Annotated in this window: 9 protein-coding genes; 4 read left to right on the forward strand and 5 right to left on the reverse strand. The window is 54.3% G+C overall.

The window, feature by feature from the left end; all coding sequences use genetic code 11:
• Positions 1-88 precede the first annotated feature (88 nt).
• The gene (locus tag KRAC_RS61675; RefSeq protein ID WP_007908722.1) at positions 89-1,015 is read right to left on the reverse strand and encodes an alpha/beta fold hydrolase; all 927 of its coding nucleotides are present in this window, start codon (positions 1,013-1,015) and stop codon (positions 89-91) included.
• 441 nt (positions 1,016-1,456) lie between these two features.
• The gene (locus KRAC_RS61680) at positions 1,457-2,485 is read right to left on the reverse strand and encodes a methyltransferase (protein ID WP_007908726.1); all 1,029 of its coding nucleotides are present in this window, start codon (positions 2,483-2,485) and stop codon (positions 1,457-1,459) included.
• 4 nt (positions 2,486-2,489) lie between these two features.
• Here KRAC_RS61680 and KRAC_RS16125 point away from each other — a divergent pair, with 4 nt between their 5' ends.
• On the forward strand, positions 2,490-3,158 hold the full coding sequence (locus tag KRAC_RS16125; RefSeq protein WP_007908727.1) for a transaldolase family protein: 669 nt from the start codon (positions 2,490-2,492) through the stop codon (positions 3,156-3,158).
• A gap of 1,234 nt (positions 3,159-4,392) precedes the next feature.
• Positions 4,393-5,424, forward strand: a complete 1,032-nt coding sequence (locus KRAC_RS16130) for a glycosyltransferase family 2 protein (RefSeq protein WP_007908729.1) — start codon at positions 4,393-4,395, stop codon at positions 5,422-5,424.
• 11 nt (positions 5,425-5,435) lie between these two features.
• On the opposite strand, the gene KRAC_RS61685 is transcribed toward KRAC_RS16130, so the two are convergent.
• From KRAC_RS61685 to KRAC_RS16145, 3 genes are all read right to left on the reverse strand, one after another.
• Positions 5,436-6,374, reverse strand: a complete 939-nt coding sequence (locus tag KRAC_RS61685; RefSeq protein WP_007908730.1) for a metallophosphoesterase family protein — start codon at positions 6,372-6,374, stop codon at positions 5,436-5,438.
• Positions 6,375-6,569: 195 nt separating this feature from the next.
• Entirely contained in the window at positions 6,570-7,265 is a 696-nt protein-coding gene (locus KRAC_RS61690; protein ID WP_157506476.1) for a hypothetical protein, read from the reverse strand.
• Between the two features lie 289 nt (positions 7,266-7,554).
• Positions 7,555-7,956, reverse strand: coding sequence for a response regulator (locus KRAC_RS16145; protein WP_007908732.1), 402 nt, complete (start codon positions 7,954-7,956; stop codon positions 7,555-7,557).
• A 256-nt stretch (positions 7,957-8,212) separates the two neighbouring features.
• On the opposite strand from KRAC_RS16145, the gene KRAC_RS16150 reads away from it, so the two are divergent.
• Together KRAC_RS16150 and KRAC_RS16155 are read left to right on the forward strand one after the other, a co-directional pair.
• Positions 8,213-11,059: a helix-turn-helix domain-containing protein gene (locus KRAC_RS16150; RefSeq protein WP_007908733.1), complete on the forward strand. Its 2,847-nt coding sequence runs from the start codon at positions 8,213-8,215 to the stop codon at positions 11,057-11,059.
• 219 nt (positions 11,060-11,278) lie between these two features.
• On the forward strand, positions 11,279-12,655 hold the full coding sequence (locus KRAC_RS16155; RefSeq protein WP_007908735.1) for a CCA tRNA nucleotidyltransferase: 1,377 nt from the start codon (positions 11,279-11,281) through the stop codon (positions 12,653-12,655).
• Positions 12,656-12,680: the final 25 nt, after the last annotated feature.

A 12,680-nucleotide genomic window follows, 5' to 3' on the forward strand; every position in this document is an offset into this window, starting at 1 on the left:
TTTTCTACCAGTTTATTTTCCTCAAGAGGAAGTGCGATGAAGCATGGCGGATGCCATGCTCATCGCACTTCCTCTTGAGGAAAATAAACTACTCAGCCATAAAGTCGATGATCGCCTGTGAGAGAATATCGGGCCGATGCAGTTGAATATCGTGCGCGGTGTGCGGCATCCAGAGCACCGAGCAGCGCGAGATGACGCGTGCCACCTGAGAGGCCATATAGCCCTTGGCGGCAGCGAATTCGTGTGCGCTCTCCAGGCGCTCAGGCGGGTCCTCGCCCAGCCTCGGCTGGGCCGCCGCGGGTATCAACAGGACTGGGCAAGTCAGCTTACCATAGTAGTCCAGGGCGCGATCATCCCAGAGCGAGGCGCGAATTTGCCGCTGCTGCTCAAGTCCCAGGCGCTCTTCAACACTGCCATCCGGATTCTCGCGTACATAGGTATGCACGATGGCCTCAATGTCTGGCGTCCAGAAATCGTCCATCTCCTCACGCATCTCGCGCACAAAATCGTTCCAGGAGAGCGAGCGTTCCTGGTCACCTCGCCCGCGTAAAAAGCGCTCCCGCGTCATTCCTGGCCAATAGCGTGGTTCGACATGTGGGCAATCGACGAGCACAAGATGACTGATAAGCGCGGGATGGCGCGCGGTAAGGGCCAGGGCCACACGTCCCCCCCAGCCATGCCCGACCAGGGCGACCTGCCCCAGGCCCAGGGACGCCATACCATGTACCACATCCTCGGCGATATTCACCAGGTCATAGCCCGTCTCCGGCTGCTCACTTAAGCCATGGCCCCGCAGGTCAAAGGCGATGACCGGAGAATACTTGTAGAGCCTTTCAGCTACCAGGTGCCAGGTGTCGGCGGTCGCGCCCAACCCATGCAGCAGGATCAGGGGAATATTATCGTTATCCCATTCCTGGCCCTGCTCCTGAGCCGTGTTCAGTTGTGCCGGATCCCATTCCAGGTAGTGCAGGCGAATAATATCGGTGTCAACAAAAGAACTGCGCGGCTTGATCATCTCTATCCTCATTCTCTAAAGGTAATGAGCAGTAGGCTCTAAAGCCGAACTGCACAAAGACGCTCACCATCAACAGACTTTCCGCGCTCAACTCCAGTGTTAAGCTTATCTCACCTTCCACCCACACTCCTCTTGGACCCTGGCCCACCACTTCACAGCGCCTGCGGCGCTTCTTTTGGTGTAGGTGGTGTGGTGCTGGCTTGCCTTCGGCTCGCCAGCACCACACCACCTACACCTGCACATTACTGGTGCATCTGCCACATCGTAGGGTCCATGCAAGCATGGACTCCTCCCGCTGACTGAAACATGGTCTGCCTCTGCAAGTCCATGCTTGCATGGACCCTACACAATATGTTCTTGTATTGTACCTCATAGCAAAGCTTAATTTTAGTATACGAGCGTTCATCTTCGCGGGGCACCTTCAGTCCTAGTAGCACTCGCTTAGCGTGTGCGTGGGCCATGCGCACGCAGCACTTTGAATTTGGTACTGCCACCAACCTCCTCGATGGCGTGAAAATGTGCGCGTAGCACAGGCTCATATTTCAAAAAGCGATTAGCAACCAGGTAGAGGCGTCCCGTGGGACGCAAAATATGTGCGGACTCGCGGATAAAGCGCTCAGCAATCTCAGTCGTTTGCAGGCCCCCCTGGTGAAAGGGGGGATTCGTTGCCACGAGATCAAACTGCTCTGTATAGACCACGCGTGCCCCATCACTGGGCAGGATACGGACATTGGTCAAGCCCTGTTCAGCGGCCTGTTGCCGAGAGGTCGCCACCGCCGCCAGGCTGACGTCCACCATTGTGACCTGGCCCCTAGTTGCAAGACGCGCGATATGTAGACCAATAAAACCCGCGCCACACCCCAGGTCAAGAGCCTGGTCAGTGGGCTTCACCTCTAGCGCATCCAGCAGCAGGCGCGTCCCCTCATCTAGTTGATTCTCCGCGAAGACCTTCAACACCTCAGAAGCCTTCTCACTGGTGAGTGGATCGTCCTCCTTCACCGAACAGAGCACACGTTGCCCCTTGCTAATTTCCAGGGTCTCACAGTTGCCAAAGATCGCCTGCATATGCTTGCCAATAGTCAGAATTCCTCGCTCCTTCGCGCCAGCCACGTAGAGCCTGCCGCCTTTGCGTAGCGCGTGGGCCGCGACGCGCACGCCATAGATCATCCAGGCATTAGATGGCTGGTAGAGAAGATTCATTAGCGCAACCTCTACCTCACCCGCGTCGTGGGATAAGATATAATCATGAAAAGCCACATGCTGCACGCGCTCAGGAGCGATATGCATGCTGGCCTCAGCATTGGCAATCGAATCTTCAGCGAGAATCAAGCGCACATCCTGGATCTGCTGTGTTTGGCGCCCTTCCACCAGGCAGCGCACATAGGGATCGAGCGCGGAATTAAGGACAAGTACAGACTCATGCCCCGCGAGGCGAACGGTTGCATCAAGTAAAGAAGATTGGAGTTTCATAGCTATGGCCCTTTACATTGATAGTGCTTTTCTCGATGATATTATAGCCGTTGCGCGAGTCGTCCCCATAGCGGGAGTGACGACTAACCCAACGTTGATGCTCACCGCACGCCAACGCGGTCAAACCCTGACCCCCCAGGCTCTCCTGGAAGAACTTCTGCGCCAGCTACCCGGCGAGACTATTTTTATCCAGCCAGGAGCAGGCGTGGATGAAGAGATGCTACGTGAGGCGCTTACGTATATCAACGCCGCCCCCGAGCGAGTCATTCCGAAGATTCCGCTGACACAGAGCGGCATGCGTGTTGCCCGGCAGCTCAAGCAGCAGGGGCGGCGCATCGCCTTTACCGCCGTCACCTCGCTGGCTCAGACCTACAGTGCCGCCATGGTCCCCGCAGATTATATCATCCCCTACTATAATCGTTTAACGCGCGCCGGGGTTGACGCCAGCCAGCGTATCCATTGCATGGCGCAACTTCTTACGCAGTCCGCTCTCCCCTCGCGCATCCTCGCGGCCAGCATCAAAACACCGTTAGAGGCTGCATCCGCGCTACTGGCTGGTGCGCACGACCTGACCGTGGCGCCCGAGGTGCTACTGGAAATGGTCACAGACCCGGAGTCCGAGGCCGCAGTCAAGCGTTTCTCCCAGGATTGGCAGAAGATGAAAAAACTGTAATTATTCTTTTCGTTGCTTTTGCCAATACTATGAAATAGTATTCATCATACACGTTTATCAATTCATTGCTTCGTCATCACTTCATGTTATAGTATTGGCGTGACGGAAAAGAAACCCTGGTGGAAGTTGAAGTGGGATAAGGATCTGCTCCTGGTGGTGGGGAGTCGTGGAAGAGTGGAGGGGAGCAGGTCCGTCGAGGCAAGACAGCGGTCCTATAGGTAGGAAGTGTCGGTGGGGGTCGATAGGAAGATGGTAGATGGGAAGTGGTGAGCTTGGAGTCAAACGATAAAGGGGATGTCGCCAGGTGGGAGCAGGGGTATCACAAAGACACAAGCGTAGATGACGTGGAGGGCCGCTACAACACGCAATGGGTCGTGAGTGAGTGACTCATGCGTAATAAGCTCTCTCCGCGTGAAATAGTGGGTACTATCGTCATTTGGTAGGGTGGTGAGATATCTGACCAATACTTGGGGTAAGCGAAGGATGGCCGGGGAGACGGCGCTAGGGTGGAGCGTGAGGATGTGCAGGCGTGACAGGCGCCCAGGTGGTGAGTTGTGTTGCGCACGTCGTGATATATAGACTTTTAATGTCACTTTTGATGATGTAGTGAGGGGAGCCTGGAAGTGTGGCGGAACGGATGCGAGAGGGGATGCCAGGTGCATGGGGCGCCATATACGCGGCGGAAGTGGTCAGTCATGGGGACACGGCCAGACTTCGTAAAGTGGGGAGAGGGGTAATTGGTCTCGTAGTGGTTTTCTTGGCTACGACCTATCTGGAAACCTGAGCGCATAGCGCTTGCCACGTGAGTGGCGCTGGTTTTCATATAAGAAGTAGCGGTGGTTATGTGGTAAGGGTTGTTTCTGCTCAGATACCTGAAAATGGGGACGTGACGAAGGGTGGTAGCGCAGGTACTGGCACCAGGGATGCAAATGGGTATGCCACTATCTATCTTGAGCCAGGTAGATGGATATTGGGGGAAGTGGTAAGTGGAAGAGCCAGGCATGCACATTCTTCTTGATAGAAACCGGAACGGGTGGTGATGAGAGGTGGTGGTGAGAAGCCTGTGGAGTGTTCTCCACAGGCTTCTTCTTGTTTTAAGAAACAGGTGTGCTCAGCCTCAACAGTAAAAACCTCCCACTACTATCATAGCTAGAAATATCATGGTAAACTTATGCCTGAAAGGCTACTTGCTAAGAAAGAAAAAGGCCTAAAGGTACGAGGAGAAAAACGTACAATGGTTGCCCAACAAGAAGAAAATTCAACTACACCATCTACCACCCAACCAACGTATTCAATTGTTGCTCCGATCTTTAATGAGGAAGAGACCATTCCCCACTTTTACGCTCGGGTCGTAGCTGTTATGGAACAGTTACAAGAACCATTCGAGCTAGTTTTGATCAATGATGGTAGTCGCGATAACTCTTACCAGATTTTGCAGTCACTTCATCGGCAAGACACTCGCGTGCGCGTGGTTGATTTCTCGCGCAACTTTGGGCACCAGGTTGCGATCTCAGCGGGACTCGACTACGCTCAGGGACAGGCTGTGGTTATTATTGACTCCGATCTACAAGATCCACCCGAAATCATTCTACAGCTGGTCGAACGTTGGAAGGCGGGGGCCGAAGTCGTATATGCTCAACGCGCCAAACGCGATGGCGAGACAAAATTCAAGCTTCTCACCGCCTCGCTTTTTTACCGCCTCATTAGTCGCATCACCTCTATCGAGATTCCGCGCAATGTAGGTGATTTTCGCCTGCTGGATCGTCACGTTGTGGATGCCCTGATCTCCATGCGTGAGCATCATCGCTTTATGCGCGGCCTCTCAGCCTGGGTTGGTTTTCGCCAGGAGGCCGTTCTTTATGACCGCCATGAGCGCTTCGCCGGAACAACCAAATATCCATTCCAGAAAATGCTCCGCTTCTCTATGGATGCCATTACCAGCTTCAGTCACCTGCCCTTGCAAATCGCGACCACTTTCGGCATGATCCTGGCTTTCTTAAGCCTGATAGGCATCATTATTGCGATTGTGCTACGTCTCTTCACAGATGCAATTGTAGGACAGGCTTCGACCCTGATTATGGTGCTCTTTATGGGAGGCATACAGCTCATTTTTCTCGGCATCATCGGAGAATACCTGGGACGTATCTACGATGAGGTACGTGCACGCCCCCTCTATATTGTGCATCATCTCCTTGGACTCGAGGAGGAAGAAGAAGTGACTCGTGCGAAGCAGGGAATACGCTCTCCCAGGCGAACAGTAAAGTAAGCAAGCCTTGTTTAGCGTATACTCACGCGCCACTCTTTGAGCCAGCGCCGGGAGCGGTGCTCACGCACGCGGATCAGCGCCTCTTCCCCTCTTATCTGAAAGGCGAAACTCACCACTACATCCGGCTCATCGGGGATATAGGTCACGGTTTGCAGCTCCTTATCAATACGGACCGCGCCTTGATTCCCTGTATACCAGGGCGACATGAGGTTGACAAAGGTCACCGTGTTCTGCCCCAACTGCTCACTCTTGACGAGCCCCGGAGCCTCCCAGCCAGTATGGGTATGCCCGCTGAGAAAGAGGCAGGCCCGGTCGTGGCGCGCCAGGATATCGCGCACGGCCTGCGAGTTCTCGGGCGAGAAGAAGTTCTGCATGGAGTTATAGTCACGACCGACATGTGGGTCGCGATCCAGGACAGTGTTGCGCAGTGGAGCATGAAAGAAGATAGCGGCTGGCTTCCCGCGAGATGCCATCAAGGTCTCGTCCAGGAACGCCAGCGTCTCACGCGAGACATAGATATAGGCCGGGTCCTGGAGCATATGTGGATCAGGATAGTCGAGCATGATGCCAGTGACGCCTCCCACCTGCCAGCTGTAGCGCGGGGGCCGCTGCCAGAAGTGGTGAAAAGTTTCTAGCATGATGGCCGGGTCTTCGCCATCGGGGTCATGAAATTCATGATTGCCCACACCCGGATAGAAAGGGATATCGCCCAGCTCCCGAGTAAGGCAGGCCCGGGCAAGCTCATAGTTAGCGGGCGCGCAAGTCTCCACCAGGTCGCCCGGGACGGCACAAAAGGCAGGCTCCCCCTCCTCCTGCCAGAGCGCGCGCAGATCAGCAAACATTACCTGCAAACGCTGCGTGTGCACCTCATGCCAGGCTGGCATGGCCCGGTAGTGCATATCTCCAATCGCCCAGAAATAGAGGGCCTCCTCATGCATTCCTTCACGCATATTCACCTCTCTGGATGCATTTCTAACTCTACACTATTGTAAACTATACATATTAAGGTGGGGTAAAGCACAGGCACATAAGACAATAGCATAATTCATAGTAAGCTTTATTTTTGCACAATAACACACCCTGCCAGCCCCTGAAAAAACCTGGCATCCCAAAGGGGGTGTCAGGTTATAAAAAGAAGAAATTAATCAGTGCTGTTGGTGAAAAGTGGATCCATCATTGAGAAAAATGAATTGCTGATCAAGCACATGCACGATTAAGTCGGGTTTTCCATCGCCGTTCACGTCTTTGGCCTCGCCCCAGGCGGGTGTGAGATCCTGACCATCGCCCACGAGCGAGGGGCCAGTAAACATACGTGACTTTGAGGGATCGCCACCGGGAATCTCGATAATCTGGATGCGACGATTTAAATTGATAATGACGAAATGAGTTTTATTTTGTGCGCTATCATTGTGGCCAACCACGGCGTCAAACTGAGATGTTCGCGGGCGACCATAGTGCAGATCATCCTGGTAAACATGCCACCAGGAAGCCAGCGTGCTCATCCCGATAATCAACAACACGGTACAGGCCATACCAATGACCATAATCAAAAGGGCGGGATTGCCCTTTTTTGCCTTTGGACGCTCACGCTTCAGGTCCCGTGACTCACGGACGGGGACCTCAACCATAGGCATCTCTCGCGTCTGGCCCGAACGCCTACGCTGGGGAACAGCCTTGCGATCAATCATGACATCGTCGCGCGTATTGCGCTCACGTGTCGGCGGGTTTGAGCGATACCTCCGTGTACTTGTCCTCGACCGGGTTTCGTAGATAGCGTCATCTTCTTCTGCTGGATCATACATCAGCGGACGTGGCTCCCTTCTTGTCTGCATAGTATCCAATGACCCTTCCTCCTTTCTAGCAGAGTTCTAGAACATATTTTCCTAAGTATACCAGAAGATAGGTTCTAGTCAAGCAATATCAATCCAGAAGGGCCTTTATAGCAAAAAATGGCTATGGGAGCCTGAAGCAAGAAAGATTTCATACAAACATATAGAGGCAAGCCGAGGAGAGTTTCCTCGGCTTGCCCGGTGATGCGAGGCGGGTTGGGTTAGAAAATAGTCTCTTCGCCGTAGCTGTGTGGTAGCTTAATAAACTACCAAGCTTAAACCAATAAGCGCCTGGGCGCTTTTACACAGCTTGCGCCTCTCGGGTTAATTTTAAGCTTGCATTGACGGCTTCGCGAATCATCTGGGTCGTAAATGGCTTCGATAGGTACGTCTGAACACCAGCCAGGCGCGCCTTCAAGCGGTCTACAACGCCATTATGCCGCGACAGCATAATAATCGGCGTATTGCTCCAGGCAGACTTCGATCTTAAATACCGTGCAATTTCATAGCCATTCATCTTGGGCAAATCAATGTCCAGGATGACCAGATCTGGAATGCGCTCCAATTCACGATTCGTCACTGCCTGCAATGCCTCGACGCCATCATTGAATGCTGCGACACGAAAACCTTCGCGGCGCAAACTTATCTCGACGATCTTCCGTACCGTAGGAGAGTCATCAATGATCATCACGAGTTTACTCATGTTTGACTTCCTTTTACTCTCTTTACCCCATTTGTACGTAAACCTTTTTACCTATGTCTCCCCTACCTAATTATGCATATACAGTATTATCTGGTACAATGACAACTACTAGACAACTACATAACAACTTTGCGACGTTCCTTATAAGGATGTGCTTGATTTACAAACTCTCGCACGTCACCTGCTTTATTTTAAATTTCGCTAAGCAGAGTATTTGCACCCATGGGGCCTGCGTTTTGACATGGGGATGACAGGCATGAAACCAAATCAGCGCTTACGGCGCGAGCGCGAGCTACGTGGCTGGTCACAATCCAGGGTAGCACAAGAACTTGGCACCGATCCCGCGACGGTCAGTCGCTGGGAACGAGGGCTTTCTTTCCCTTACCCATTTTTCCGCGAACGTCTCTGTGAACTCTTTGGTAAAAATGCTGAGGAACTGGGGTTGGTTCAGGAGACGCCCGCGACCTTGCCTGTGGAAGAGAGCCTGGCTCTGCTTGCCTTTGATGGCGAACTATCACCCGTCCTTCCTATCCCACCAGATCCCATTCTCGATCCCACCATCCCTCTTCTATCCGCCATTGATGGCGAACTCATTGGGCGTGATGATCTCTTGCAGTCTATTCGCGACCAGCTGAGCGACGCGACTCGTGGTCCGGCGTTTGTCGCGCTCAACGGCCTTCCTGGTGTGGGCAAAACCTCCCTGGCCGTCGCCCTGGTGCATGATCCCTCTCTACAGCAAACCTTTAGCGATGGCATTCTCTGGGCCGGGCTTGGTCCTCATCCTGAGGTCCTGGAACATCTCAGCCGCTGGGGCACATTCCTGCATGTCGATGAGGCCTCCCTCCCTAATAAGGAGAGTTGTGAGTCCTGGGCACAGGCCATCCGCTTCGCCATTGGGCAGCGCCGTATACTGATTGTTATCGATGATGTCTGGCAGGTCGAAGATGCCCTGAGCTGCCAGATTGGCGGCCCCAACTGCGCGTTTCTGTTGACCACTCGCTTTCCCCATATCGCGCTCCATTTTGCCGCTGGTAACACCACCCCGGTTCACGAGCTGGCCGAAAATGATGGCCTGGCCCTGCTGGCCCGGCTCGCGCCATACGTGGTCCAGGACGAGACCGAGAGCGCGCTGGCGCTGGTCCGCTCCGTTGGCGGCCTCCCTCTTGCTCTGACCCTGATCGGCAAATACTTACGCATTCATTCGTATGGTCGCCAGCCTCGCCGCATCAACGCGGCTCTCACGCGCCTGCGCGACGCGCGAGAACGCCTGCAAATCAGTGAGCCACGCTCACTCATTGACCGGCATACCAGCCTTACGCCCGAGAGCCGTGTCTCACTCCAGGCCATTATTGAGGTCAGCGACGCCCTGCTCGATCTACCTGCACGCACCGGCTTACGCGCTCTCTCTGTCTTCCCGGCTAAACCGAATAGCTTCTCCGAGGAGGCCGCGCTGGCGGTCATGGCCCTCTCTCAGGAGGTACTCGATACACTTTCGGATGCTGGACTGCTAGAGAGCAATGGCCCCAATCGCTATACCCTGCATCAGACTATCGCCGATTACGCCCGCGTCCTGCTTGAGGATAGCGAGGTCTATACGCGCTTTGTGCAGTATTTTATCTCCTACCTGGAGGAGCATACCCAGGACTATTCTCTGCTAGACCAGGAGAGCCGCAACACCCATATCGCGCTGGAACTGGCGCATACCCGTCAGATGCACGATGCCTTTCTGCGTGGCGTCAAGGCCAGCAGCCCCTATCTCTTCGTGCGTGGCCGCTATTCAGAGGCCGAAAAGTATTTTTCGACTGCGCTAGAACTGGCGCTCTCGCTGCAACGTTTGTCGGATGCTACTGTTTTTCTGCGCGACCTGGGGCGCATCGCCCATACGCGCGGCAATTATCTCCAGGCTGAGACATACTATCAGCGCGGCCTCCAACTGGCGCACCAACAACAAGATGAGCTCGCTATCAGCAGGCTCCTCACACACCTGGGAACGATTATGCACCGTCGGGGCCTCTTCAGCGAAGCCATTGCCTATTTTGAAGACGGAATGCTTCACACGCGTCACACGGGCGACCAGGAACAACTCTCCTATATTCTCCTAGGGCTGGCCCAGTCCCATGGTAGCCTGGATCATTATAAGCAGGCCGAGGAGTACGCCTGGGAGAGTCTGGAAATCGCACACTCCCTCGGCAATGGCGAGCATCTCGCGGACGTCCTCCACCGGTTAGGAACACTGATCTATGAACGGGGCGATTATGAACAGGCCCTGGGCCTGCTCTTTGAGAGCCTCAATCAGGCTAGCCTGATCGCTCACCGGGAGAAGATATGCCATATCCTCAACAATATTGGCTGTGTTCTGGGTGAGCTGGGAGACTTTCCTCAGTCCGAGCGCTATTTCCAGGAGGCTCAGGAACTGGCACAGCAGATCAACGCCCAGGAGATCCTCTGCAATATCCTAGGCAACCTGGGCTACGTTGCCAATGAGTGTGGAGAATATGAGAAGGCCGAGCCATTTCTGCGTGAGGGTCTGGCTCTAGCCAGCAAAATAGGTCATTCCGTCTCAATTTGCGAATGCCTGGAAAGTCTGGGCACACTTGCGCGCAACCGTCGCGACTATACCCAGGCCGAGAAATACTACCAGGAAGGCCTGGTACGCGCGCGCATGATGAATAATAAACGCGTGATCATTAATATGCTCACAGGTCTAAGCGCCACCATGATAGCTTGTATACGCTACACAGATGCCGAAGGCTATCTTGAAGAGGGCCTGGCCCTGGCGCGCGACATTCATCGTCCACGCCAGCTCTGCAACCTGCTCTATGAGTATGGCAAGTTAGAGGACTGTCGCCAGCAACCACAACGCGCACGCGTCTATTTCCAGGAGATGCTCACAACGCCTTCCATCGGCGAGGAAGTCATGGCGCGCGCACGCTATGGCCTGGCGCGTACCGCGGCCCTCGAGGGAGATTACACGACCGCTCACCAGTTGGGCAATACCAGTGCGACCTTCTTCGCCCAGCAGCATCATCGCTTAAGCAAGGAAGCGCGGCTCTGGTTGGACAGCTTGCCTCTCTCGCAGGAGGAGAAAGCCTCAGAATATTAACGTGCCAAATATGTCTTCGCTATAGGTCCAGAGAAAAACCTATGCGCTAAACCTCTTTTAAGTCACTATCCGAACATGATACAATAATCCCATTGCAAAACTGGGTTGGATTTCCTTATTTTCAAATCGTAGAGTTTTACTGCTTTGATCTGGCCATGGATCACTTCGCCAGGGAATCGGGCAGGCTCCATTAAGAAGAAATAAAGCATAGATGTTAGCATGCTAGATATTATTATCAGGCTGGCTCAAGATTTTCGTGCTCAGCACAAACAACTGTATATGGTAGGTGGGACGGTACGCGACGTGCTTCTTCAACGTGGCGAGTCCGCCGACGCCGACCTGGCCACTGATGCTCTTCCAGAAGAAATCAAACGCCTGGTGGCTCCCACGCGGCCAAGTGCAGTCGTCCTGGTAGGCGAGCGCTTTGGGACGGTACGCCTCATTTACGAGAGCAACAACATTATCGAAATTACGACCTTTCGCAGCGAACGCTATAATCCAGAGTCGCGTAAGCCAGAGGTGTGCTTTGGAACCGATCTGGCGGAAGATCTGCAACGGCGTGATTTCACCATTAATGCTCTTGCACGCGATCCCCTCAATGGATCCATTATTGATCTCTTTGCGGGACGCCAGGACCTTGAGGAGCATATCATACGCGCCGTTGGTAACGAGCCGGATAAGCGCTTCGATGAAGATCCTCTACGCCTTTTGCGCGCCATTCGTTTCGCCGCGCAACTGGACTTCGAAATCGAGTCTTCGACCTGGCAGTCAATCAAACGCCAGGCCAACAAATTACAGAAGATCAGTCGCGAGCGTATCCGTGACGAGATGAACAAGCTCCTGGTCTCGGCGCATCCGGCTAAGGGCCTGGATCTCCTGGTAGAGGCCGGGCTGATGGAGTATATCATGCCCGAGGTCATGGAGTTGCGTGGCGTCAGTCAGCAGCCTACTCCGCGCGCGGCCTCCTCCAAGGATGTATACGCCCATGTGCTGCGCGTCGTCGAGCGCACTCAGCCAAAGCTGAAGAATCGCTGGTGTGGCCTACTGCACGATATCGCCAAGCCCCGCACCAAGAGTGTTGAAGATCACAAGGTTCACTTCTTTGGCCACGAGGATGTCGGCGCGCACATGGCCCGCGATATTCTCAAGCGCCTGCACTTTGACCGCGAGTTTATCGACTCGGTCTCCCGCGTGGTGCGCCTGCACATGCGCGCTAATGCCTATACTATCGATTGGACCGATGGCGCGGTACGCCGCCTAATGCTCGACGCCGATCACGATCTACCAACACTGCTCGATCTCTCGAGCGCCGATATTACAAGCTATCGCGTTGACAAGGTCGCGCGGGCAACCGCACGCGTCGCGGAGCTTACCGAGCGCTGCCAACGCTTGCGCGAGGAGGCCGAACGTGTTCCCATCAAGAGTCCACTGGATGGCAATGAGCTGATGCAACTCTTTGAGCGCGGCCCCGGCCCCTGGCTCCGCCCATTAAAAGAGTACCTGCTGAGCCTGGTCATTGATGGCGCGCTGGCCTCTGATGACAAGGAGCGTGCGGTCAGCCTGGCCAAAGAGTTCGTTGAGCGCGAAAAGCTTTAACATCTTATGCAATTCCTAGACAAAC

It is taken from the genome of Ktedonobacter racemifer DSM 44963, from assembly GCF_000178855.1.
In the GTDB taxonomy this organism is placed as follows: domain Bacteria; phylum Chloroflexota; class Ktedonobacteria; order Ktedonobacterales; family Ktedonobacteraceae; genus Ktedonobacter; species Ktedonobacter racemifer.

Bases quoted from the DNA above. Each gene is read 5' to 3' on its own strand.
- KRAC_RS61675 (WP_007908722.1), bottom strand. From the start codon at position 1,015: ATGATCAAGCCGCGCAGTTCTTTTGTTGACACCGATATTATTCGCCTG.
- KRAC_RS61680 (WP_007908726.1), bottom strand. From the start codon at position 2,485: ATGAAACTCCAATCTTCTTTACTTGATGCAACCGTTCGCCTCGCGGGG.
- KRAC_RS16125 (WP_007908727.1), top strand. From the start codon at position 2,490: ATGGCCCTTTACATTGATAGTGCTTTTCTCGATGATATTATAGCCGTT.
- KRAC_RS16130 (WP_007908729.1), top strand. From the start codon at position 4,393: ATGGTTGCCCAACAAGAAGAAAATTCAACTACACCATCTACCACCCAA.
- KRAC_RS61685 (WP_007908730.1), bottom strand. From the start codon at position 6,374: ATGCGTGAAGGAATGCATGAGGAGGCCCTCTATTTCTGGGCGATTGGA.
- KRAC_RS16145 (WP_007908732.1), bottom strand. From the start codon at position 7,956: ATGAGTAAACTCGTGATGATCATTGATGACTCTCCTACGGTACGGAAG.
- KRAC_RS16150 (WP_007908733.1), top strand. From the start codon at position 8,213: ATGAAACCAAATCAGCGCTTACGGCGCGAGCGCGAGCTACGTGGCTGG.
- KRAC_RS16155 (WP_007908735.1), top strand. From the start codon at position 11,279: ATGCTAGATATTATTATCAGGCTGGCTCAAGATTTTCGTGCTCAGCAC.